General features: G+C 73.4%; 19 protein-coding genes. 6 read left to right on the forward strand and 13 right to left on the reverse strand.

The window, feature by feature from the left end:
• Window positions 1–122 precede the first annotated feature (122 nt).
• Window positions 123–1043 (reverse strand): alpha/beta hydrolase, encoded by a 921-nt coding sequence (locus IEV65_RS06190; RefSeq protein WP_188428790.1) that lies wholly within the window; start codon window positions 1041–1043, stop codon window positions 123–125.
• 76 nt (window positions 1044–1119) lie between these two features.
• Here IEV65_RS06190 and IEV65_RS06195 point away from each other — a divergent pair, with 76 nt between their 5' ends.
• Together IEV65_RS06195 and IEV65_RS06200 are read left to right on the forward strand one after the other, a co-directional pair.
• Entirely contained in the window at window positions 1120–2460 is a 1341-nt protein-coding gene (locus tag IEV65_RS06195; protein ID WP_188428792.1) for a nucleotide sugar dehydrogenase, read from the forward strand.
• Complete coding sequence (locus IEV65_RS06200) at window positions 2457–4439, forward strand: DUF6541 family protein (protein WP_188428794.1); 1983 nt, start codon at window positions 2457–2459, stop codon at window positions 4437–4439. The genes IEV65_RS06195 and IEV65_RS06200 overlap by 4 nt, the downstream gene beginning before the upstream one ends.
• Before the next feature lie 27 nt (window positions 4440–4466).
• On the opposite strand, the gene IEV65_RS06205 is transcribed toward IEV65_RS06200, so the two are convergent.
• The 7 genes from IEV65_RS06205 to IEV65_RS06235 are packed head-to-tail and all read right to left on the reverse strand — an operon-like array spanning window position 4467 to window position 12034.
• A complete protein-coding gene (locus tag IEV65_RS06205; protein ID WP_229734952.1) occupies window positions 4467–5249 on the reverse strand; it encodes a glycerophosphodiester phosphodiesterase family protein in 783 nt (260 codons plus the stop codon).
• A gap of 37 nt (window positions 5250–5286) precedes the next feature.
• Window positions 5287–5928: a response regulator gene (locus tag IEV65_RS06210; RefSeq protein ID WP_188428796.1), complete on the reverse strand. Its 642-nt coding sequence runs from the start codon at window positions 5926–5928 to the stop codon at window positions 5287–5289.
• Window positions 5925–7697 carry a histidine kinase gene (locus tag IEV65_RS06215; RefSeq protein WP_188428798.1) on the reverse strand — a complete coding sequence of 591 codons (1773 nt, stop codon included), beginning with the start codon at window positions 7695–7697 and terminating at the stop codon, window positions 5925–5927. The genes IEV65_RS06210 and IEV65_RS06215 overlap by 4 nt, the downstream gene beginning before the upstream one ends.
• Window positions 7698–7734: 37 nt before the next feature.
• On the reverse strand, window positions 7735–8529 hold the full coding sequence (locus IEV65_RS06220) for a spermidine synthase (protein ID WP_188428800.1): 795 nt from the start codon (window positions 8527–8529) through the stop codon (window positions 7735–7737).
• Window positions 8530–8567: 38 nt separating this feature from the next.
• Window positions 8568–10097: a helix-turn-helix domain-containing protein gene (locus IEV65_RS06225; RefSeq protein WP_188428802.1), complete on the reverse strand. Its 1530-nt coding sequence runs from the start codon at window positions 10095–10097 to the stop codon at window positions 8568–8570.
• Between the two features lie 48 nt (window positions 10098–10145).
• A complete protein-coding gene (locus tag IEV65_RS06230; protein ID WP_188428804.1) occupies window positions 10146–11399 on the reverse strand; it encodes an HRDC domain-containing protein in 1254 nt (417 codons plus the stop codon).
• Window positions 11396–12034: a DUF3000 domain-containing protein gene (locus tag IEV65_RS06235; RefSeq protein WP_308642561.1), complete on the reverse strand. Its 639-nt coding sequence runs from the start codon at window positions 12032–12034 to the stop codon at window positions 11396–11398. The genes IEV65_RS06230 and IEV65_RS06235 overlap by 4 nt, the downstream gene beginning before the upstream one ends.
• 70 nt (window positions 12035–12104) lie before the next feature.
• Between IEV65_RS06235 and hemE the strand changes: the two genes are divergently transcribed.
• Entirely contained in the window at window positions 12105–13145 is a 1041-nt protein-coding gene (gene hemE / locus IEV65_RS06240; protein WP_188428808.1) for a uroporphyrinogen decarboxylase, read from the forward strand.
• A gap of 15 nt (window positions 13146–13160) precedes the next feature.
• On the opposite strand, the gene nadE is transcribed toward hemE, so the two are convergent.
• Window positions 13161–14006: an NAD(+) synthase gene (nadE, locus tag IEV65_RS06245; protein WP_229734955.1), complete on the reverse strand. Its 846-nt coding sequence runs from the start codon at window positions 14004–14006 to the stop codon at window positions 13161–13163.
• Window positions 14007–14070: 64 nt separating this feature from the next.
• Between nadE and hemG the strand changes: the two genes are divergently transcribed.
• The 3 genes from hemG to IEV65_RS06260 are packed head-to-tail and all read left to right on the forward strand — an operon-like array spanning window position 14071 to window position 17005.
• Window positions 14071–15504 (forward strand): protoporphyrinogen oxidase, encoded by a 1434-nt coding sequence (hemG, locus tag IEV65_RS06250; RefSeq protein ID WP_188428812.1) that lies wholly within the window; start codon window positions 14071–14073, stop codon window positions 15502–15504.
• Window positions 15501–16208: a hydrogen peroxide-dependent heme synthase gene (gene hemQ, locus IEV65_RS06255; protein ID WP_188428813.1), complete on the forward strand. Its 708-nt coding sequence runs from the start codon at window positions 15501–15503 to the stop codon at window positions 16206–16208. The genes hemG and hemQ overlap by 4 nt, the downstream gene beginning before the upstream one ends.
• Complete coding sequence (locus tag IEV65_RS06260; protein WP_188428815.1) at window positions 16205–17005, forward strand: NAD(P)-binding domain-containing protein; 801 nt, start codon at window positions 16205–16207, stop codon at window positions 17003–17005. Before hemQ ends, IEV65_RS06260 begins: the two co-directional genes overlap by 4 nt.
• Before the next feature lie 22 nt (window positions 17006–17027).
• Here IEV65_RS06260 and msrB read toward each other — a convergent pair whose 3' ends face one another.
• From msrB to IEV65_RS06280, 4 genes are all read right to left on the reverse strand, one after another.
• Entirely contained in the window at window positions 17028–17483 is a 456-nt protein-coding gene (msrB, locus tag IEV65_RS06265; RefSeq protein WP_188428817.1) for a peptide-methionine (R)-S-oxide reductase MsrB, read from the reverse strand.
• 37 nt (window positions 17484–17520) lie between these two features.
• Window positions 17521–22752, reverse strand: a complete 5232-nt coding sequence (locus tag IEV65_RS06270; RefSeq protein WP_229734956.1) for a cell wall-binding repeat-containing protein — start codon at window positions 22750–22752, stop codon at window positions 17521–17523.
• A 193-nt stretch (window positions 22753–22945) separates the two neighbouring features.
• Entirely contained in the window at window positions 22946–23302 is a 357-nt protein-coding gene (locus tag IEV65_RS06275; protein WP_188428822.1) for a LuxR C-terminal-related transcriptional regulator, read from the reverse strand.
• A 38-nt stretch (window positions 23303–23340) separates the two neighbouring features.
• A complete protein-coding gene (locus IEV65_RS06280; protein WP_188428824.1) occupies window positions 23341–24000 on the reverse strand; it encodes a hypothetical protein in 660 nt (219 codons plus the stop codon).
• Window positions 24001–24069 lie beyond the last annotated feature (69 nt).

Here is a 24069-nt window from a genome sequence, read left to right on the forward strand (position 1 = left end):
GGGACAAGATGTTGCACCTGATGCGTCGTCGTCGGTGCTGCATCGGGTGCAGAACCTTGTCCCCGCCGCGCGGCGCTCGGCTGGCCAGCGGCAACCATCCGGCGCGTCCGGTGGGGATGGGGTCAGAAGTGGGCGTCGAGCCAGGCCAGGAGATTTGCCTCGACCTCGTCGCGGTTGGTCTCGTTGAGGACCTCGTGGCGCGCGCCGGGCCAGACGCGGACGGTGACGTCGCGCACCCCGGCCGCGAGCAGCAGGCCGGCGACCTCGACCGCGGCGGCCTGGCCACCGACCGGGTCGACCTCTCCGACCACGATGTGCACCGGAAGGTCGGACGGGGTCAGCGCCGCGGTCGAGGGGCGGTTGACCCGGCGCAGGCCCTGCAGCAGGTCGCGGTAGAAGGCGGCGGTCGCGGTCCCGCCTGACAGCTCGTCGGCCGCGTAGGCGTCGACCTGGGCGGCGTCGCGCGAGAGCCAGTCGAACTTCGTGCGCGCGGGCCGGAAGGGTCGGTTGTTCGGGCCGAGCACGAGGGCCTCCATGAGGCGGCTGCGCGCACGTGGACCGCGGACGCGCGCCTCGAGGGAAGCGAGCCGTTGCCCCACCGCGCCGAGCAGCCCCGGGTCACCCGCCGTGCCGGACAGGATCAGCCCGTCGATCAGCTCGCCGTGGCGGGCCGCGTAGGCGCGCGCGAGGAAGGAGCCCATGCTGTGCCCGAGCAGCACCACGGGCACCCCCGGGTGGGCGTCGCGCAGCTCGGCGGTCAGCGCCGCGAGGTCGTCCACCACCGCGTCGAAGCCGCCGTCGTCACCGAGGTGTCCGAGCTCGTCCGGTCCGCCGGCGGTGCGTCCGTGACCACGGTGGTCGGAGGCGTACACGGCATACCCCGAGGCGGACAGCCGCTCGCCCAGGTGGTCGTAGCGCGCAGCGTGCTCGACCATCCCGTGCGCGACCTGGACGACCGCGCGCGGGAGAGCCTCCGGAAGCCAGCGGTGGACGTGCAGGATGGTCCCGTCCGGGACCGCGTGGGTGAAGGTCGACGTCGACATGGCAGACAGGGTAGGTGGGCGGGCCCACGTATCCTGGCAAGCGCACGGGACCCTCCCACAGGACGGACATCAACGGATGAAGATCGCGGTCGTCGCGCTCGGCAAGATCGGCCTCCCGCTCGCGGTGCAGTTCGCCGACGCCAACCCCACGCACGAGGTCGTCGGCGTCGACGTGAGCCAGCGGGTGGTGGACACGGTCAACCGCGGCGAGGAGCCCTTCCCGGGGGAGGCCCACCTGGCCGAGAAGCTCGCCGAGCTGGTGCCGGCCGGCCGGCTGCGCGCCACCACCGACTACGGCGACGCGATCCCCGGGGCCGACGCGGTCGTGCTCGTCGTGCCGCTCTTCGTCGACGAGACCACCGGCCAGCCGGACTTCGGCTGGATGGACGGCGCGACCCGCAGCCTCGCCGAGCACCTCACGCCGGGCACGCTCGTCTCCTACGAGACGACGCTGCCGGTGGGCACGACCCGCACCCGCTGGAAGCCGATGATCGAGGAGATCTCCGGCCTCACCGAGGGTGCCCCCGGCGACCAGGGCTTCCACCTCGTCTTCAGCCCCGAGCGCGTCCTCACCGGCCGGGTGTTCGCGGACCTGCGCAAGTACCCCAAGCTCGTCGGCGGCCTCAGCGAGGAGGGGACGCGCCGGGCGATCGAGTTCTACGAGGCCGTCCTCGACTTCGACGAGCGCCCCGACCTCGCGACGCCGAACGGCGTGTGGGACCTGGGCTCGGCCGAGGCCGCCGAGATGGCCAAGCTCGCCGAGACGACCTACCGGGACGTCAACATCGGTCTGGCCAACCAGTTCGCGAGGTTCGCCGACACCGCGGGCATCGACGTCCACCGCGTCATCGAGGCGTCGAACTCCCAGCCCTACAGCCACATCCACACCCCCGGCATCGCGGTCGGCGGCCACTGCATCCCGGTCTACCCGCGCCTCTACCTGTCGACCGACGGCGACGCGAGCGTGGTCCGCACCGCCCGCGAGGCCAACGCCGCGATGCCGGAGTATGCCGTGGCCCGCGCCGAGTCCCTCCTCGGGTCACTGGCGGGGCTGCGCGTCGTCGTCCTCGGGGCGTCCTACCGCGGGAAGGTCAAGGAGACGGCCTTCTCCGGCGTGTTCGCCACCGTCGAGGCGCTGCGCGCGCGGGGTGCCGAGGTCCTCGTCCACGACCCGATGTACACCGACGAGGAGCTGACCGGGTTCGGCTGGACGCCCTACCGCTGGACCCCCGGCACCCCCGGCGAGGCCGTGGACGTGGCCATCGTCCAGGCCGACCACCCGGAGTACGCCGAGCTGTCCGCCGACGACCTGCCCGGCCTGCGGCTGCTGCTCGACGGCCGTCGGGTCACCGACCCGGCGAGGTTCACCGGCGTGCCCCGCCTGACGATCGGCGGGGGCGAGCCGGTCACCGCATGAGCTGGGGGGAGGCGCTTCCCGGGCTCCTCGGGCTGACGGTGCTCTGGGTCCTGCCCGGGTATGCCGTGCTCCGGCTGCTCGGGTTCCGCGGGCTGCTCGCCCTCGGCGGGGGCGCGCCGGTCACCTCCGGGCTCTCCGGCACCCTCGCGATCGGCTACGGCCTCGTCGGCCTGCGCTGGTCGCTGCCGACGCTGCTCCTCGGCCTGCTGGTCGCCGTCCTCGCGGCGGCGCTGGTCGGCCGCCTGCTCGGGACCACCCAGGACCCCTCGGGGGTGACGGTCGCGGGGGAGCGGCGGCTGCGGCATACCGAACGGAGCTGGCTCGCCCTCACCTGGACCCTGGGCGGCGGCGCTCTGGCCGCGGCGATGACGGCCGGGATGGGCCGGGCCGACCAGCCGCCGCAGGCCTGGGACGCCGTCTTCCACCTCAACGCGCTGTGGTTCGTCCGGCAGACGGGCGAGGCCAGCTCCCTCGGTGGCCTGGCGCCGATGTATGCCGACCTCTCCGCCCCGTTCTACCCCGCGACCTGGCACGGCCTCGTCGCCGTCGCGCCCTTCTTCCCCCGGGTGACCGAGGCCGCCAACTCCTCCTCGGTCGTCCTCGGCTCGGTCGTGTGGATCGCCGGTCTGGTCGCGCTCTCGCGGGTGGTGTGGCCGGCGCGTGCGCTGCCCACCGTCCTGGTGCCGGTGCTGGCGGCGTGCTACGTCACCTTTCCCGCGATCGCCGTGTCGATGCTGGCGGTCTGGCCGTTCGCGCTGTCGGTGGCCTGCGTGCCGGGCACCATCGCCCTGCTCATCGCGACCGTGCGCGGGGTGCTCTCGTGGCGGATGCACCTGGCCCTGGCCCTCGGGCTCGCCTGGGCGGTCGCGGGGGTGGTGCTGGCGCACCCCAGCGGGCTGTTCTCCCTGGTGCTGCTCGCGCTGCCGCTGCTCACCGTGCTGCTGGCCCGCCAGCTCTGGCGGGTCGCCAGGCTCGGCGCCCCGGTGCGGGCGGCCGTGCTGATGACCACCTGGGTCGTCGCGATCGTGGGGACCCTGGTCTTCCTGCTCAACTTCCCGCCGGTCCGCTCGATCATGGACTACCAGCGCGGCGGGCAGGACTCCTATCTCCCGGGCCTGGGGTCGCTGCTCATCGACCACCCCCTGATCTACGTCTACAAGATCACCTCGGTCAACCTCGTGGGCACCGTGCTCGTGCTGCTGGGCGCCGTGCTCGCGGTGCGCTGGCGGCACGCCCGCTGGCTGGTGGTCTCCCTCGTCGCCGCCGCGGTGCTGACGCTGCTGGCGGCCGGCCCGCCGGAGCAGCCGCTGCGGACCCTCGCCGGGTTCTGGTACACCCAGGCGTCGCGGATCAACCAGCTCCTCGTCATCCCGGCCGTGCTGCTCGCCGCGGGCGCCGGCTCCTGGCTGTCGCGGGCCGTGGCGCGGCGGGTGGGCGCCCCGCTGTGGGCCCCGGCGGCGCTGCTGGTCATCGGGATCGTGACGCTGACCTCGGGGCTGAGGTGGGAGAGCCAGACCCAGGTGATGGCGTCCACGTACACCACATACCCCATCGCGTGGGGCACCATCCTCGAGCCCGAGGAGATCGCGATGATCGACCGGGCCGCCGAGGTGCTCCCTGACGACGCCGTGGTGCTGGGGGAGCCGGTCGCGGGGTCGCCCTACCTGCTCAACCGGGCCGACGTGCAGGTGGTCTTCCCCCAGCTCAGCCCGATCCCCGACTCCCCGGAGCGCACCCTGCTGGAGCAGCACTTCGACGACTGGGCCACCGAGCCCGGCGTCTGCGAGGCGGTCCGTGCGCTCGGCGTCACCCACGTGTATGCCGACACGCTCACCTTCGAGGACCCGCTCAACGCCAAGTACGAGGAGACGACCCCGGGCCTCTACCTGCTGCGGCCGATGGAGGGCGAGGACTGGCGCAAGCTGGACGAGGGCGGGCACGCCTCGCTGTGGGAGTTCCACGGCTGCGACGCCCCGTGAGCCGGGCGGCACCTGCTCGCCACCGTCCTAGTCGACCCACTCGCCGCGCGCGCGGAGCACGTCCCTGAGCAGGTCCGCCCGGTCGGTGACGATCCCGTCGACGCCCAGGTCGAGCAGCCGCACCATCTCGGGCACGTCGTTGACGGTCCAGACGTGGACGAACGCCCCGACCTCGTGCGCGGCGGCCACGGTGTGCGGCGTGACGACCTCGACCCCGGAGTGGCGCACCGGCACCTGGAGGCCGTCGACCCCGGCCATCACGCGAGCCACGACCGGCGTGCGCACCAGCGCAGGGAGCGCGGCGGCGGCGCGGAACCGGGCGGCGGTCGTCTGACCGGCGGAGGTCGCGACAGGGCGGGTCAGGCGCATGAGCGCCTCCCGGCGCCGGACGTCCGAGAACGAGGTCACGCAGACCCGTTCGTGCGCGCGGGTGCGCTCGATCACGCGCACGAGGGGCAGGACGGCTCCCGGTGTCTTGATGTCGATGTTGATGCGCAGGTCGGGCCACGCGCCGAGCAGCTCCTCGAGCGGGGGGACCGGCTGGTCGCTGCCGCCCACCCGGGCGCGCGCCACCTGCTTCCAGGACAGCTCGGGGATCCGCCCGGTCCGGTCGGTGACCCGGTCCAGCGTCTCGTCGTGGAACGCCACGACCACCCCGTCGTGCGTCGCGTGGACGTCGGTCTCGACGTAGCGGAAGCCCAGCTCGACGGCAGCCTCGAAGGCGGCCATGGTGTTCTCCAGGCCCTCGAGGGAGAAGCCCCGGTGCGCCATGGGCACGGGTCCGGGGTGGTCCAGGTATGCCGTCCTCACGCCCCCAGCGTAATGACGCGCTCCGGGCGGGTCAGCCTCAGGCGAGACCGGCGCGGAAGGCGTGCACCACGGCCTGGAGCCGGTCGCGGGCCGGCAGCTTCTGCAGGATGCGGGCCACATGGGTCTTCACGGTGGCCACCTCCACGACGAGGCGCCCGGCGATCTCGGCGTTGGACAGCCCCTGGCACATCAGCCTCAGCACCTCGCTCTCGCGCTCGGTGAGCCGTGCGAGACCCGGGCTCGCGTGCCCGGAGTGCCGTTCGACGAAAGTCCCCACCACCCTGGCGAGCACGGCCGGCGCCAGCACCGTCTCGCCACCGACGCACGCCCGCGCCGCCGCGATGAGCTCGCGGGCGTCGGCGGTCTTGAGCAGGAAGCCGTGGGCCCCGGCCTCCATCGCCCTCGCCACGTAGTCGTCGAGGTCGAACATGGTCAGCACGAGGATCCGCACGTCGGGCAGGGCACGGCGCAGGGCCGCCGTCGCGGTGACCCCGTCCGTCCTGGGCATCTCCAGGTCCATGAAGACCAGGTCGGGACGGGTGCGGCGGGCCACCTGCAGGGCCTGCTCGCCATCGCCCGCCTCACCGACCACCTCCAGCTCAGGGTCGCTGGCCAGCACCAGGGACAGGCCCGCCCGCATGGAGGCATGGTCGTCGACCACCAGCACCCTGATCGTCACCGGTCCACCTCCTCGGTGCCGAGCCTAGGCCCGGCGGGCAGGAACGCGCTGACGCAGAACCCTCCCTCGGGACCTGCAGGACCGAGGGAGAGCGTGCCTCCGGCGAGCTCGACGCGCTCGCGCAGCCCGACCATCCCGTAGTGATGGCGCCGCCCGACGCCAGGCTGGACCCCGGGCCCGTCGTCCCGGACGAGCAGGCGCGTGCCCCGCTCGTCGACGTCGATGAGCACGTGGGCCGCGGCGCCCGGCGCGTGCTGGAGGACGTTGGTGAGCGCCTCCTGGAGCAGGCGGTAGACCACCGGCAGCTGCCGTGGGTCGGGCGTGCCGTGCGCTCGTACGTCGACGACCAGACCCGAGGCGCGCAGGCGGTCGAGGAGCGACGAGACGTCGGTCATCGTGCGCGTGGGCGGCAGCGGGCTCAGGCCACCCAGGAAGTGGGCCTCGATGCTGAGCAGCTCGTCCAGCGTCCCGTCGCAGGTCTGGCGGATCGACCTCAGGGTGCGCTCCCGCTGCGCCGGGTCCGTGACGACGTCGAGCACGTTGAGCTGCATCGAGATCACCCCGACGCTGTGCGACACCGCGTCGTGCAGCTCGCGGGCGAGGCGCACGCGCTCGACACCGACCGCCCGGTGGAGCTCGGCGGCCCGGGCGCGACGCAGCACGTCCGTCTCACGTCTCTCGAGAGCGGCGCGACGCCCGTGCGCCGCCGCGACGAGACCCCCGGACAGGGCGACGAGGACCACGCCCCACGTGGCGATGACGCCGATCGTCGGCTCCTGCTGCCGGGTCCCGAGCACCGTCGTCGTCAGGAACAGGGCCGCCCCGGTCCCGGGCCACGTCGGCCTGCTCGTCGCAGCCGCCCAGAGCACCGCACCGACACCGCGTACGAGCCAGACTCCTGAGACGAGCGGCGCCGCGGCCCAGAAGCCGACGGCGAAGAGGAGTCCCTGCGCCACGGCGGTCAGCACCGGCGAGGCCGCCCGCCACGCGAAGGCCGCGGCCGCCGCCGCGGTCAGGACCACCGGTGTCGCGGTCAGCCCGCCGGGGCGGCCCGGCAGGTCGATCACGCACTCCACCACGGCGAGGGCCGTGAGGAGCAGGGCCTCCACGACGTCCCGACGCCGTGGGCGACCCAGAGGCTGCGGTGAGTCCTCCGGGTGGAGGGAGGCCCGGGGCGGACGATCCTGCCGCTGTCCTTGGGTCTGGTCGCCGGAGCCGGCCGCCACCTGCCCCTCCGCGGCGCGCAGGATCCCCAGAAGCCGACGCAGCTCGCTGGCAGCCAGGTGGGTGCGGGACCGCAGCTGCGTGACGGCGACCTCGACGTCCGGTCCGGCGGCCCCCGCGGTGAGCACCTCCGCCACGATCTCCCGGATCTCGGTCAGGGCGTCCAGGAGCACCCGGCGGATGTCACCGGCCAGGCGACGCCGTTCCTCCCGGAGCGCCGGCTCAGGGCTCTCCCGCGCCATCCGTGCCAGGCGGTCGCTGTGCGCTCGGGTGCTCTCACGCGCCGCCCGGTAGCCGTCCAGGGCACGCACGACGAGCACGCCGGCCGCGCCGTAGACGTAGACGCCGGCCAACCACAGGAGGGGCGTGGGAGGTCCCACGCGCACCGCCGGCGCGGTCACGGTCGCGAGGAGCGCGGACGCGACGAGCACGAGGGCGTCGCGCGCGACGACCGCACGCCGCGCGGGGTAGATGCCCATGCGCTCCAGCCCACCAGCCAGGAACCGCTGACCGCGACGGCCGGTCGGAGGACCCGCCTCCTTCATGAGGATGATCTTGGCACCGCAGACGCGCGGCCGGTGGTCAGCTCAGGCGCAGGGATCCTGGGTCGGGCGGTGCGGGGGAGGGCTCGCCGACCGGCCCGAAGGCGGCGGCCCCGCCCACCAGCCGGCGGACCTCGTCAGCCCCGCGCCACGTGCTCGGGAACGATGCCCGCGCCGCGGCGCGACGCAGCCGCACGTCGTCGAGCGGTGCGCGGGAGGCGACCACGACCACGTTGCCGAAGCGTCGGCCCTTGGCGACCTCCTGCAGCACCAGCTGCCCGACGTGCCCGAACGCCCCGTGCAGGGTGGCGCAGAGCCGTGCCACCCACCGCAGCCCCGGCTCGTCCGCGGCGTTGACCAGCACCAGCCCGCCCGGCGCCAGCACGCGGTCCAGCTCGGCGACCCACGCCGCCCCGGCCAGCTCGCCCGGGATGCGCCCTTGCGCATAGGCGTCGACCACGACGACGTCGGCCGAGCCGTCGCGCAGGCCGCGGACGCCGTCCTGCCCCCGCTCGGGCCGCACCCGGACCCGGTGCCCGCGCGGCAGCGGCAGCTCCCGCCGGACCAGGTCGGTCAGCGCCACGTCCGGCTCGAGCACGATCTGCGGGCTGCCGGGGTGGACCCGGTGCACCCAGCGGGCGAGCGTCATACCGGCACCGCCGACGTGCGTCACCCGCAGCGGCGCCGGGTCGGGGCGCAGGGCCTCCAGGACGAGCGCGAACTGCTCGACGTACTCGAAGACGAGCAGCAGCGGGTCGTCGGGGTCGACGTAGGACTGCGGGTGGCCGTCCCGGACCACCGTGGCACCGCCACGTTCGTCCCAGACGATCTCCATCAGGTATGCCGTCGCGCCGGTCGGTCCCGGGACCCGCCTCAGATGTCGCGGAAGGTCTGGATCCGGGCGCCGAGGGCGTTGAGGCGGCTGGCCAGCTCCTCGTAGCCGCGGTTGATGACGTAGACGTTGCGCAGCACGGAGACACCCGGGGCCGCGAGCATCGCCAGCAGGATCACCACGCCGGGCCGCAGCGCGGGCGGGCACATGATCTCGCCGGCGCGCCACTTCGTCGGCCCCTCGATCATCACCCGGTGCGGGTCCATGAGGTGCACCTTCGCGCCGAGGGTGGTGAGCTCGGTGAGGTAGATCGCGCGGTTCTCGTAGACCCAGTCGTGGATGAGCGTCGACCCCTGCGCGCAGGCCGCGATGATCGCGAAGAACGGCAGGTTGTCGATGTTGAGACCGGGGAAGGGCAGCGGGTGGATCTTGTCCAGGGGTGCCTTGAGGGGACCGGGCACGGTCGTCAGGTCGACGAGTCGCGTGTGCCCGTTGGCGGAGGTGTACTCCTCGCTCAGCTCGCACTCGAACCCCATGGTGTCGAGGACGGCGAGCTCGATCTCCATGAACTCGATCGGCACCCGCCTGATGGTGATCTCCGAGCCGGTGACCACCGCGGCGGCGAGCAGGCTCATCGCCTCGATCGGGTCCTCGGAGGGGGAGTACTCGATGTCGACGTCGATGCTCTCCAGGCCGGTGACCGTGAGGGTGGTCGAGCCGAGGCCCTCGATCTGCACGCCGAGCTTCTGCAGGAAGACGCACAGGTCCTGGACCATGTAGTTGGACGAGGCGTTGCGGATGATGGTCGTGCCGGGGTGGCGGGCGGCGGCCAGCAGGACGTTCTCGGTGACGGTGTCGCCGCGCTCGGTGAGCACGATCGGACGGGTCGGGCGCTTGGCGGGGTCGACGCTCGCGTGGTAGGAGCCGGTGGTGGCGGTGACGTCGAGGCCGAAGTGGCGCAGCGCGATGAGGTGCGGCTCGACGGTGCGGGTGCCGAGGTCGCAGCCGCCTGCGTAGGGCAGCTCGAAGGCGTCGAACTCGTGGAGCAGCGGACCGAGGAACATGATGATCGTGCGGGTGCGGCGCGCTGCGGACTCGTCGATGGCGTCGAGGTCGATCGCGGCGGGGGGCACGATCTCCAGGTCCGACGAGTCCGGGAGCCAGCGGATCTTGAAGCCGATCGAGGTGAGGACCTCGGTGATCCGGTTGACCTCCTCGATGCGCGCGAGGTTGCGCAGCGTGGTGCGGCCCTTGTTGAGCAGCGACGCGCAGAGCAGGGCCACGGCGGCGTTCTTGGAGGTGCGCACGTCGATCTCCCCGGAGAGCTTGACGCCTCCCTCGATGCGCAGGTTCTGCGGGACGCCCGAGGAGACCTGGACGATCTCGGAGTCGAGCTTCTCGCCGATCCGGGCGATCATCTCCAGCGAGAGGTTCTGCTTGCCCTGCTCGATGCGGGCGACCGCGCTCTGACTGGTGCCGAGCAGCTCGGCCAGCTCGGCCTGCGTGAGGTCCTTGTGGCGGCGGGCGTCGCGGATGAGACCGCCGATGCGGGACAGGTAGCTCTCAGTCATGCGAGCCACTGTAGATCACATATATGAGATATGTCTGGAAGAACGCCCTCAGGGGTGGGCGTGGAGGGCCGCGGCCAGGATCGGGCCGACCAGCTCGCGCTGCCACGGCCGGGCACCGAGCTGCTCCAGGGCGACCGACACCCCCTCGGGCGTGCGGTCTCCGGGGGGTCGCCACAGCACCCGCCTGACCGTGTCCGGGGTCAGGAGGTTCTCGACCGGCACGTCCAGAACCTCCGACAGCGCCGCGAGGTCGGCCCGCGCCTGGGTCAGACGTGCGGCGGCGGCGGGATCGCGGTCGGCCCACACCCGCACCGGCGGCGGGCCGTCACTGCGGGCGTTCGGCGGCGGGAGCTCCTCCTCGGGCAGCTCGACCGCACGGCGGATCGCCGCCAGCCAGGTCCGCTGGTAGCGCAGGATGCCCTGCTCGGCGCGCCGCTGCCGGGAAGGCGAGCGCTCGGCGCGCTCCGGGGTCAGCGAGGAGGCGTGCCTCGGCATCCGCGTGGCCAGGTCCACCAGCGTGGTGTCGGGCAGGACGCGCCCGGGGGAGACGTCGCGCTCGCGCGCGATCTCGTCGCGGGCCAGCCACAGCTCGCGCAGCGCAGCGGTGTTGCGCCGTCCGCGCAGGCGATGGGTGCCCGAGGTGCGGCGCCACGGGTCGGGGTCCTGCAGCCGCTGGGGCACGAAGTCGCACAGCGCCGCGAACTCCTGCCGCGCCCACTCGAGCTTGCCCTGCTCGGCGAGGTCCCGCTCCATGCGGTCGCGCAGCTCGACGAGGACCTCGACGTCGAGGGCGGCATAGCGCAGCCACGGCTCCGGCAGCGGTCGGGTCGACCAGTCGACCGCGGAGTGCTCCTTGGCCAGCGTGAGGCCGAGGTAGTACTCCAACGAGGCCGACAGGCCGACGCGGTGCAGCCCCGCGAGCCGGGCGCCGAGCTCGGTGTCGAAGAGCGCCCGGGGCCGCAGCCCGATCTCGTCGAGGCAGGGGATGTCCTGGGTCGCGGCGTGCAGGACCCACTCCGGGCCGGTGAGCACCTCGGCCAGCGGGGTAAGGTCCTCGAGCGGGACGGGGTCGATGAGCCAGGTGCCGGCACCCTCGCGGCGGATCTGCACGAGGTAGGCGCGCTGGCCGTAGCGGTAGCCCGAGGCACGCTCGGCGTCGACGGCGATCGGGCCGGTGCCCTGCGCCAGCGCGTCCGCGGCCTCCTGCAGGTGCTGCGGGGTGGCGACGACCTCCGGTATGCCCTCCCGCGGCTCGTCGAGCCGCTCGAACTCGTCGTGGTCCTCGGGCAGGTCCGCGCTCACCGTCGCGACCCCGACAGGGCGATGACGCCCTCGGGCAGCGGCGGCAGACCGGCCAGCGTGCACAGCAGGTCGCCCCAGGCGCGCAGGTGGGCGGCCAGCTCGGCGCTCTCACGGCCGGTCGTGAGCAGCGGGGTCCACGAGGCGCGGATCTCCAGCTCGACGCTGGGGGCACGTGACGACAACGCTCCGAAGGACTCGGAGGTCACGCAGGTCACGGTGCCGGCGGCCGCCGCCCAGCCCACACCCGCGGCGTCGAGCTCGTCGGTGAGCCAGGACCAGCCGGCCTGGCCGGCGAGCGGGTCGTGGCCCACCTCGGGCTCCATCTGAGCCTTGGCGTAGCTGACGACGCGCCAGGCACCCTCCCAGGGCTCCGGCTCGTCCGGGTCGTGCAGCAGGACGAAGCGGCCGGTCGCGACGGCGTCGTCGTCCTCGTCGTGGGAGGTGATGACCTCGCCGGACAGGGCCACCGCGTGCGGTGCCAGGCGCGTGGGCGCGGGCACCTCCTCGAGCACGAGCTCGGCGCGGGTGCCGACGTCGCGGAGACCGGCGATCGCCCGCCCGAAGAACGACGCGTCGGGCACGTCGGTGCCGCCCGACGCCGACTGGCGCGAACGGCTCCCTGAGATCCGGCTCACCACACCCACCACAGTAGGACTCTGGCCCGACCCGGGCCAGCACCGCCACGCCGCGTGGGAGGATGCGGGGGTGACCCCTGCCACCTCCAGCCTGCTCGTCCGTGCCGCCCGGCGGGAGGAGGTGGAGCGCACTCCCGTCTGGTTCATGCGCCAGGCGGGCCGCTCGCTGCCGGAGTACCGCGCCCTGCGCGAGGGGGTGCCGATGCTCGAGTCCTGCCGCACCCCCGAGCTCGTCACCGAGATCACCCTCCAGCCGGTGCGACGCCACGGCGTGGACGCCGCCATCTTCTTCAGCGACATCGTGGTGCCGCTCATGGCCGTGGGCCTGGACCTCGACATCGTGGCCGGCGTGGGCCCGGTCGTGGCCGAGCCGGTCCGCGCCCGCGCCGACCTGGACCGGCTGCCGGAGCTGACCGCCGAGCAGGTCCCCGACATCGCCGAGTCCGTGCGCCGGGTCGTGGCCGAGCTGGGGCAGACGCCGCTGATCGGCTTCGCCGGCGCCCCGTTCACGCTCGCGTCATACCTCGTCGAGGGCGGGCCGTCGAAGAACCACGAGCGGACCAAGGCCCTCATGCACGGCGACCCCGAGCTCTGGCACGCCCTGTGCGAGCGGCTCGCGCAGATCTCGCTGACCTTCCTGCGGGTGCAGGCCGACCACGGCGCGAGCGCGGTGCAGCTCTTCGACTCGTGGGCGGGGCACCTCTCACGCGCCGACTACGAGCGCTACGTCGCGCCGCACAGCCGGCACGTCCTGGCGGGCATGGCCCAGAGCCACCCCGACGTGCCGCGGATCCACTTCGGCGTCGGCACCGGCGAGCTGCTCGTGCCCATGGCCGAGGCCGGCGCCGACGTCATCGGGGTGGACTACCGCGTCAGCCTCGCGGACGCCGTCTCCCGCACCGGCGGCCGGTATGCCGTGCAGGGCAACCTCGACCCGGCGCTGCTCTTCGCCCCCTGGCCCGCGCTCGAGCGCCGGGTGCGGGAGATCGTGGAGGAGGGCCGCCGGGCGCCCGGGCACATCTTCAACCTGGGCCACGGCGTGCTGCCCACGACCGACCCGGAGGTGCTCACCAGGGTCGTCGAGCTCGTGCACGACGCGTCCGCCCGCTGAGGGCGGCCCCGCCTCTCAGCGGTCGCCGAGGAAGCCGTCGGGGGTGACGGGCAGCGCCCGCTTGTGCGCGGTGCGGCGGTACCACCCCAGGATCGTGGCCTCGTCCTCGGCTGAGATGTCCTGGCCCTCGAGGTAGTCGTCGACCGCCTGGTAGGAGACCCCCAGGGCGACCTCGTCGGCGATCAGCGGCTTGTCGCTCTCCAGGTCGGCGGTCGGCACCTTCTCCACGAGCTGCTCGGGGGCGCCGAGATGCCGGGCGATGGCCTTGACCCGCCGCTTGGGCAGCCCGAACAGCGGCGTGAGGTCGGCGGCCCCGTCGCCGAACTTGGTGTAGAAACCGACGACCGCCTCGGCCGCCTGGTCGGTGCCGATGACGGCCATCCCGCGCACGCCGGCGATGGTGAACTGCGCGACCATGCGGTGCCGGGCCTTGACGTTGCCCTTGTGGTAGTCGTCCTTGACGTCGTCGACCGTGAGGCCCGCCGCGAGGACCGCGTCCCACTGCGCGTCGACCCCGGGACCGATGTCCACGGTCATCTCCTCGTCGGCGGCGATGAAGTCGAGCGCCCGCTGGGCGTCCGCCTCGTCCTTCTGCACGTGGTAGGGCAGGCGCACCGCGATGAAGGTCGCCTCGCCACCCTCGGCGCGGACCCGCTCGCAGGCCAGCTGGGCCAGGCGGCCGCCGGTGGTGGAGTCGACGCCCCCGCTGATCCCGAGCACGTAGCCCTTCAGCCCCGAGGTCCGCAGGTAGCTGGCCAGGAAGTCGATCCGGCGCTCGGCCTCAGCGCCCGCGTCGAAGGTGTCGGGGTCGATCACCTCGAGGGCGGCCCGGATCTCCTGCTGCGTCTGGGTGTCGGTCACGCGGCCGATGCTACGTCTCCGACCCGTCGTCGGGGGCGCCCGACGCGCGTGCCACGCTTGGGGCATGACTACGTACCTCGTCGTAGGAGGTGGCGTCAGCGGTCTGACGGCCGCCGACGACATCCTCCTCCGGGACCCGTCCGCGCAGGTCACCGTGCTGGAGGCCGGCGACCGTGTCGGCGGCAAGCTCCGTGGCGCGGAGGTCGCCGGCTGCACCGTCGACGTCGGGGCGGAGGCGGTCCTGGCCCGCCGACCGGAGGCCATGGAGCTCATCGCGCGGGCGGGCCTCGCCGACGAGGTGGTCCACCCCACGTCGGCAGGGGCGCAGATCTGGTCGCGAGGGCGGCTGCACGTCCTGCCGCCGCGGACGTTCATGGGGGTCCCCGCCGACCCCGACGCGCTGCGCGGGCTGCTCACCGACGAGGAGGTCGCCCGGGCCCGCGCCGAGAAGATCATGACCACCGACGCCGACGATCTCTCGGTCGCCGAGCTGGTGACCGACAGGCTCGGCCCGGCGGTCACCGAGCGGCTCGTGGAGCCGCTGCTCGGGGGCGTGTACGCCGGGCACGCCACCCTGCTCTCGGCCCGTGCCGCCTTCCCCCAGCTGCTCGACGTCGCCCGGCGCGGTGACTCCCTGGTCGGGGCTGTCGCACGGATGATGCCCGCGCCCACCGACGGCACCCACGCCCGGGCTGCCGCCCCCTTCTTCGCCACCGTGCGCGGTGGGCTGCACCGGCTGCCGCAGGCGCTGGCCGACAGCCTCGCCCACCGCGGGGTGAGCATCCGCACCGGCACGACGGTCCGTGAGCTGCACCGCCTGCCCGAGGGGGGCTACGAGGTGGTGACGGGCCCGCGGCCCAGCCCCACGGCATACCGGGCGGACCGGGTGGTGCTCGCGGTCCCGCCCGCACCTGCGTCCCGGCTCCTGCAGGACGTGGCCCCGGAGGCCGCGCGGCTGCTGGCCGAGGTGGAGACGGCGTCGATGGCCGTCGTCACGCTCGCCTTCGACAGCCGGGCGCTGGGTGACCTGGAGGGGTCGGGCTTCCTCGTGCCGCCGGTCGAGGGGCGGGCGGTGAAGGCGTCGACCTTCAGCGCCAACAAGTGGGACTGGGTCCGCGAGGCGGGTCGCGGCCGTGGTCCCGAGGGCCAGGACCTCACCATCCTGCGCGCCTCCCTGGGCCGGCACCGGGAGGAGGCGACCCTGCAGGTCTCCGACGAGGAGCTGGTGCGCACCAGCCTGGCCGAGCTGGCCGAGGCGGTGGGCCGGGCGCTGCCCGAGCCGGTGGGCACGCACGTGCAGCGCTGGGGCGGCGCCCTGCCGCAGTATGCCGTGGGTCACGTGGCCAGGATCGCCGCCGTCCGGGCCGCGCTGGCCGGCGTGGAGGGGCTCGCCGCCTGCGGTGCGACCTTCGACGGCGTGGGCATCCCCGCCTGCATCACCTCCGCGCACAGGGCGGTGGAGGAGCTGCTCGGCACCCGTCGGACAATGGACGCATGAGCGACTACGCGCACCCGACCGCTGACCAGGCCGAGCAGATCAACAGCGTGATCCGTTACGCCGCCTACTCCGTCTTCCAGGCTGTGGCGCCGCTGCCGGAGGACCGCCAGGCCCTGGCCGCTGAGGTCGAGGAGCTCTTCGCCGCGATGGCGGGCGAGGGCCTGGTCGTGCGCGGGGTCTACGACGTCTCCGGGCTGCGGGCCGACGCCGACCTGATGATCTGGTGGCACGCCGAGGACATCGAGCTCGTGCAGTCCGCCTACCAGCGCTTCCGCCGCACCGAGCTGGGCCGCCACCTCGAGCCGGTCTGGTCCAACGTCGGCCTGCACCGGCCCGCGGAGTTCAACCGTGGCCACGTGCCCGCCTTCCTCTCGGGGGAGGAGCCGCGACGCTTCGTCTGCGTCTACCCCTTCGTGCGCTCCTACGACTGGTACGTCCTGGACGCCGCCGAGCGCGGGCGGATGCTGCGCGAGCACGGCGAGGCCGCACGCGACTACAAGGACGTGCTCGCCAACACCATCTCGGCCTTCGCCCTCGGCGACTACGAGTGGCTGCTGGCCTTCGAGGCCGACGAGCTGCACCGGATCGTGGACCTGATGCGCGAGCTGCGCGCCGTGGACGCGCGCCGCCACGTCCGCGAGGAGGTCCCCTTCTTCACCGGACCACGCGTCGACCTGGCCCGCCTCGTCGCCTCGCTCCCGTGAGCCTGCCTGACGGCGCCGGCCACGGCACCGTCGGGATCCTCGGCGTCGGCTCGCTGGCCGGAGCCGTCGTCGAGGGCCTGTGCGAGGGGGTCGACGTCCCGCCCCGGGTCGTGCTCTCCCCGCGCGGGGCGGACACGGCGACGCGGCTGGCGGCGACCTACCCCACGGTGCGGGTGGCCGCGGACAACCAGGCGGTGCTCGACGCCAGCGACACGGTGCTGGTCTGCCTGCGGGAGCGGGACGCCGGCGTCCTGAGCACCCTCACCTGGAGCGAGGCGCACTGCGTCGTCAGCGCGACCGCGGGCCTGTCCGCCGCGCGGCTCGCGGCAGCCGTCGCACCGGCGCGCCAGCTGGCCAGGGCGGTGCCGATGGTCGCGGTCGCCGAGCGTGCGTGGACCACTCCGGTGCGCCCGGCGGTGCCCCGGGCCGTCGCGCTCCTCGAGCGTCTCGGGGGAGCGATGGCGATGGGCAGCGACGAGGAGTTCGACGCTGTCTACACCGCCCTGGGGACGGTCGCGCCCTTCGTCGACTACCTGCGGACGGTCAGCGCCTTCCTGGCCGACCACGGGGTGGACCGGCCCGCGGCGGACCGTCTGCTGGGTCGCAGCTTCGCCCTCCTGGCGCCAGAGCTCGCCGCCGCCGACGTGGACCTCGGTCGCCTCCTGCGGGCCCACGCACCGTCCGGCGGGGGCAACGACCAGCTCGCGACGCTCCTGAGGGAGGCCGGCGTGCCCGCAGCCACGCGCGCGGCGCTGGACGAGGTGTTCCGGCGCCAGACCCACGGCGTCTGGGAGTGAGCGGCGCGGGAGTGAGCGGGGCTCAGCTCTCCTTGGGCTGCAGGGTCATCGCGATGGAGTTCATGCAGTAGCGCAGGTCGGTCGGCGTGGAGTAGCCCTCGCCCTCGAAGACGTGACCCAGGTGCGAGCCGCAGCTGGCGCAGCGGACCTCGGTGCGGGTCCGGCCGAGGGAGTCGTCCTGGAGGTACTGCACGCGGTCCTCGGCGAGCGGGGCGTAGAAGCTCGGCCACCCGCAGTGGCTCTCGAACTTGGTCTCGGAGCGGAACAGCTCCGCCCCGCAGGCGCGGCAGGCATAGACACCCTCGGTGGTCGTGTCGGTGTACTCGCCGACGAACGGGCGCTCGGTGCCCGCCTCGCGGAGCACGTGGTACTCCTCGGGGGTGAGCTGCTCGCGCCACTGCTCCTCGGTCCTGGCTCCGGGGTAGGCCGCGCCGGCCTGGGCGGCGTCGGTGGCGGGGGTGCTGTGCTGGCTGCTCATGCGGCCAGCCTACGCCCCGCCACCGACGCTCCCGGGTTCACTCCAGCGTGCGCAGGCGGTCCTCCACGCCCTGCGACACCACGCCCGTCCCGCCGAGGACGAAGACCCGACCGGGGTCCAGCCGGTCCAGCTCGGCCCACGTGACGGCGGGGATGTCGCCCGTCCGGACCAGCAGCACCGGCGCCCCGGTGGCTCCTGCGCGCGCGGCGCCGGCGAGCGCGTCCGGCCAGTCCAGACCGGTGGCGACGAAGACGTCCTGCGACGTCTCCAGCTCCTGCGCCAGCCTGGCTGCGGTGTCGTACCGGTTGACCCCGGCGACCCGCTCGACGCTGCCGTAGGCACCCAGCTCCCGCGCGACCGCCGAGGAGACCGCGGCGGTGCCGCCGAGGACCACGATCCGGGACGGCATGAGCCGGGCCAGCTGCGTCCGTGTCGCGGACGGCACCGAGTCGGTCTTCACGAGGAGCACCGGTGCGTCGTGCGCCGCCGCCCGGGCGGCCCCGGCCAGGGCGTCCGGGAAGGTGGCGCCGGTGGCGACATAGACCACGTCCGCGGTGGGCACGTCCGCAGCGATCCGCGCCGCGGTGCCGTAGCGGTCGGCCCCGGCCCGTCGGACGACGGAGCTGTCCGGCAGGAGGTCGGCCACGGCGGCCTGGACCCCGGTCGAGACGACGCCGGTGCCTCCGACGACCACCACCCGGCCCGGCTGGAGCCGCTCGAGCTCCTGCACGGTCACGCTGGGCAGCGCGGTCGTCTTGGTCAGCAGCACCGGTCCGCCCAGGCTTCCGGCACGCGCCGCCGCCGCCAGGGCGTCGGCATACCCGCTGCCGGTGGCCAGGAACACCGTGTGCACGCCGGGCGCGAACTGCCGGCTGACCCGGGCCGCCGTGTCGTAGCGGTCCGTGCCCGCGACCCGGACGACCTCAGGGTTGACCGGGCCCGGGTTCTCCCGGCACTCGTCGTCCAGCATCGAGAAGTCCTGGACCACGGTGTCGCCGCGGACGAGGTCGACGAGGTGGCTGTCCGGGCGGTAGCCGCCCAGCATCGCGGTCATCCTCAGGGTGCCGACCTGGGTGTTGAACCAGCGGGCGTAGGTGCCCTCCTGGTCAGTGGTGAGGAGCCAGCCGTCGCCGACGCCGTCCCGCACCGGCACCACGTCGATCGCGATGCTGTCACCGGCGACCTGTCCGCCCTCGCAGTCCTCGAGGTATGCCGTGCCCGTCACCTTGCCCCACGTGAGCGGGGGAGCGACGTGCATGGTGACCGACACCGGCTCGACCGCGACCGGCACGTTGGCCGTGATCGAGACGCCGGCCGTGTAGGTCCCCGGCTGGTTGACGGACGCGCTGTCGGTGGTGACGCCCACGGTGACGCTCTCACCCGGAGCCAGCACCGCCTCGCCGGTGTCGATGGAGAGCCAGTCGACGTCCGCGCCGGCGGCGTCGCACACGTCATAACCGGGCAGCAGCTCGGCCGCGTTGGTGGGCCAGAACTCCTGGTCCAGCCCGCCGACCTTGGCGAAACCGCATGCGCCGCCACCCCGGAAGGTGGCCACGTTGGCGTTCGGCAGCGGGGTCCAGGTGTCGCTCGCCAGGTCGAACGCCCAGGAGGCGTTGGTCAGGGTGTCGTCCTGGATACCGCCCACGACCAGCAGCTGGGCGTTGGCGGCCGCCCAGGACGCGCCGGCGGTCCGAGCGGGTGCCGGCGCGGCCGGGGCCCACGTGTCACCGGACGGGTCGTAGACCCAGGTGCTGTCGATGGTGACGCCGCCGTCGCTGAAGCCGCCGGAGCAGACGAGCGAACCGTCGATCCCGCCGCAGGCCTGGTGCGACGTGGTCTCGGGGACGGCCGCCCCCATGGACCACGCGTCCGCCGCGGGGTCGTAGACCTGGACGGAGCTGCTGACGGGGGAGCAGTCACCGTTGGTGCACCCGCCCACCGAGTAGACGAGACCGCCGATGACGCCGGTGCCCGGTGCCGCGACCGGCTCGGGCATCGGAGCGCCCGGGCTCCAGCTGTCGGCCGCCGGGTCGTAGAGCCACGTGCTGGTGAGGGTGCTGCCGTTCTCGTCCCACCCGCCGGACACCACGATCTGGCCGTCCACCGCGACCGCCAGAGGCAGCATGGTGGGAGCCGGGAGCGGCGCGACGGGCACCCAGTCCAGGGCCTCGGCGTCGTAGCGGTAGACGTCCGTGACCAGGCCCGCGTCGCCCACGCCGCCCACGGCATACCACTGGCCCTCGAGAGAGACGACGCGGTTGTCGAGCAGCGCCACGGGGAACGACGGCAGGTCGGTCCACGGCTCTTCGGCGGTGCGCGGCGAGAGGGTGCCGGCGACCGCCTCGGGCGTGATCACGCCGGGTTCGAAGACCATGGGTGTCCGGACCAACGGGGCACCCGTCGACCCGGCGACCTGCTCGGTCGTCATCCGGCTGCCGTCAGCACGCAGGATCTCGAAGCCGCCGCGGCGCTCACCGAAGGTGATCTCCGCGGTGGACGTGCCGGTGTTGGTGACGGTGAAGGATCCGCCGTCCGCCTCGCCCAGCATCACCGAGGTCTCGATCGCCGTCGGGTCGACCCCCAGCACCGCCTGGCCGAGGACGAAGTCAGCCCGGGCGACGTCGGCCTCGGCAACCGGGACGTCCTGCTCGTCGGTGCCGTAGTTGCGGGCCGTGGCCAGGAACGGGTGCGTGCCGGTCAGCGAGGAGTACAGCCAGTAGAAGCCGTCCTCCAGGGCCGGGTCGTCGGGCGTGGCCCTGGTCGTGCCCTGGTCAGCGGGCTCGTCGAGCGAGCTCACCTTGGCGTTGAGGATGCCGGAGCCGTCGATGTCGTCCTGCACGTAGCCGGTGACCAGTCCGCCACCCAGCGGGTCGCAGGTGCGGCTGCCGAGGAAGACGTCGTCGACCTGCCACAGGAAGTCGGGCTCGGGCGGGGCGTCCAGGTAGCGGAAGCGCACCTGGGCCTGGGTCGACCCGGCCAGCTGCTCGGTCAGGTCCAGCATGACGGCGTCGCGCCACACGAACGAGGTGATCTCCAGCACGACGGTCCAGGTGGTGCCGCCGTCGCTGCTCACCTCGACCGCTCCGCTGGAGTCGCCCATGGTGTCGAACAGCTGCTGGTAGTTCAGGGTGACGTTGGACATGGCCGACGCGTCGAGGACCGGCGAGACCAGGACCGTGTCGAGCCCGGTGTCGGGCAGGGCCCCCAGCATGCTGTTGGCCTCGGCGAATGCGCCCTCGCCGCCGGTCTCGTTGCCGATGCCCATCGGGTCGTCGAACCGCCAGAGCACGTCCCCGCCGGTCAGGTCCTCGAGGGACCAGCCCTCCGGCAGGGTGGGCTCGTCGAAGCCCTGTCGGATGCCGTCGAGGTTGAGCGCGTAGCCGGGGGCGGTGCACGTCCGGGAGTCGACGAGGAGCGCGAAGTCGGCGAGGAGGTCGCCGGACTCGGTGATGGTCACCTCGCGGGCGTCGGTCTGGTAGCCGGGGAGCTGCGAGACGACCTGGACGACGTGCGTCCCGACCGGCAGCTCGAGGGCGTACGCCCCGGTCTGGGGGTCGGTGTAGGTCCCCACGTCGGACTGGCCCTTCACGCTGACCCTTGCGTAGAGCGGGTAGCCGTTGCCCGACCCGTCGGTGACCGTCCCGGTCAGGGTCGCGGTCGGGGCCGGGTCGAGGGCGACGTCGTGCGTGGTCGTGGCGTCCTTCATGACCGTGACCGTCGCGGTGTCCGGCAGGTAGCCGAACCTGCTCACCTCCGCCGTCCACTCGCCCACGCCGAGGCGCAGGCCGTAGGTGCCGTCCGCGGCCGTCGTGACCGAGCGGGTCCGCTCGGCGGTGAGGGTCACGGTCGCGCGGGCGACGGGCTCGCCGGTCACGGCGTCCGTGACGATGCCGGTCACCCGACCGGTGTCGCCGATCGGGGCGGCGTCGAGGAGGGCCAGGGCGTCCAGACGCCCCTCGCCGTAGACGTTGTTGTCGTCGTCGGTGCCGCCGCACTGGTCGTCGGGGGTGTCGGTCGCGGACTCGTCGAGCAGGTCGCGCGTCAGTGCCGTGTCGCCGATGAGGTCAGGCGCGGCGGACCAGAGGAGCGCGATGGTGCCGGCGAGGTGGGGCGCGGCCATCGAGGTGCCGCTGAACTCCTCGTAGCCGCCGCCGGGCACCGAGGAACGCACGTTCACGCCCGGCGCGGAGATGTCCGGCTTGATCGCACCGTCCTGTCCCGACCCGCGTCCGGAGAACGGGGCGACGGTGTTGTCGATGTCGTACGCGCCGACGGAGTAGTTGATGATCCGGCTGCCGGGGCTGCCGGACGTCTGGCACTCCGGCCCGCTGTTGCCGTTGGACCAGACGCCGAAGATGCCGGCGGCCGCCCAGGCCTCCGAGACGTCCTCCATGAAGGGGTCGTTGCTCGGGACGACACTGCCCCAGGAGTTGTTGATGACGTGGGGGCGCAGGTCGGCTCGCGGGTTCTCGCCCGCAAGGTCGGTGGGCGCGAGCATCCACTCGCCGGACTCGATGAGCGCGACGTCGGAGGGGCAGCAGCCGTTGGCCGCGATCCACCGGGCTCCAGGAGCGACCCCGATCTGGTTGGACCCACCGTCGCTGCCCACCATCGTGCCCATGGTGTGGGTGCCGTGGGCCTCGAAGTCCACCGGCTCCTCCGAGCCCGTGCCGCCGGCGTCGAACCAGTTGTAGTTGTGGTCGAAGGTGCCGTCACCGTTGTTGCCGCGGTACTGGTCCACGAGGGCCGGGTGCTGGTAGTCGACGCCGGTGTCGATGTTGGCCACGACGATGCCCTCGCCGGTGGCGCCGTATCCCGACCAGACGTCGTCGGCGTTGATGTTCGCGATGCCCCACTCGACCGCGTCCGGCACGAACTGGGGCTCACCCGGGAGAGGCTCAGGGAGCTCGTACTGCGCAGGCAGGTAGACGCCCTCGACCTCGGCGCTGAGCGCCAACGAGGTGAGCACCTCGCGGTCCGCCCCGGTCACGAGGATCGCGTTGCTGATGAAGTAGCTCTCGTAGTCGAGACCGGCACGGTCGAGCTGTGCCCGAGCCTCGGCCTGGCTGCGCTCGGCGGTCGTGGCGAGCGCGTCGTAGACGGCCTGACCGCGCTCGGCCCAGCCCTCGATGTCGTCGAAGGCGCCCATGTCGGGGCGGTCGGCGAACCTCACCAGGACGTTCGCCCGGCCCAGCTCGTCGAGCTCGGCGTCGACGTCAGCCTGGATCTTGTCCTCCGGGCTGGCCGCCGCCCAGGCAGGTGCGGCCACCGCTCCCGTCCCCAACGGCCCTGCCAGAGCGACCAGCGCGCCGGTCAAGCCGGCGATCCACCGTGTGCGACGTTGCACGGACATGACGACCCCGTCCCGCGCGGAGCGGGGCCGGGGCCCCTCCCCGGACGCTGCGCACTACGACCGAAACTAGTGGCGCGTCCGGGGACGGGCATCCGTGGAAGTACGTGCCTCAGGCGCCCTGAGGTGCAGCGCGACGTGCGGTGAACCAGCTCGCGGCCGCGGCGCGGTTCGGCATCTGCAGCTTGCGCAGGATCGCGCTGACGTGAGCCTCCACCGTGCGCTCGGACAGGTGCAGCTGCTCGGCGATCTGCCGGTTGGTCCACCCCTGCGCGACCAGGCCGCAGATGCGGTCCTCGGCGGCGGTGAGCCGCCCGGGGCACTGCGGCACGATGTTGACCATGGCCAGGACCGCGGTGGTGAGGATGGCCCGAGCCTCGTCCTCCACCGAGCGGCCGTTCTTCGCCGCCTGCGCGGCGAGCAGTCGCCCGACCTGCTCGTCCAGCCCCCGTACCGTCACCGCCGTCATGTCTGATGCTATCGCCGCAGGGCCCTCCCCAAGGAGGGTCACAGCTTGTACGTCGACGAGAAGGAGAACCGTCCGAAGGACGCCCACGCGTCGATGACCGGGTGACCGCCCAGCGTGCCGCCCACCTCGCCCTGGCGGGTGGTGGAGCGCATGGTCCCGCGGTAGCGCTCCCCGGTCGTCGGGTCCTGGTAGGTCTGGCTGCTCCGCTCGGTGAGGGTCCCGCCGGTGCCGCTGACCAAGAGGTCCACGGCGAGGGTGCCGAGCTCCTCCGACCAGCACTCCTCGTCGTCGCAGGTCCACGTGGAGATCGTCAGGTCCCCGGCCACGGTCGCCGCGGTGAGCTTCTTGTCCGTGTCCACCGTGAGCGGGCCGCTCAGCTCGGCCCACCCGGCCGGTGCGCAGAGGAGCTCGCCGGTCTCCGGGTCCCAGGGCATCGTGACGCCGTCGGCGCACGTGTAGGAGTCTACGGAGCCCCAGGTCATGCTGCCCTCGCCGGAGGTCTCCTGAGCACTGATCCCGACGAGGTGGACGTTGCCACCGAGACCGTCGAGGTCACCGAGGAGAGTCCCCTGGACGTCCACGCTCTCGCCCGAGACGGAGAAGCGCTCGGGAGCGGCGGCCACGGCGGGTGCGCTCGCCGCGGCGGCGACGGGAAGGGCCACGAGGGCGGCGGTGAGGGTGCGGGCGATCGTGCGCATGATGGTCCCCTTCGGTCCGAGGTCGTCGTCGACCTGGATGGTGACCGGTCGAGCGACCGGTTCACCCCC

The organism is Ornithinimicrobium tianjinense (assembly GCF_014636495.1).
GTDB classification, from domain to species: domain Bacteria; phylum Actinomycetota; class Actinomycetes; order Actinomycetales; family Dermatophilaceae; genus Ornithinicoccus; species Ornithinicoccus tianjinensis.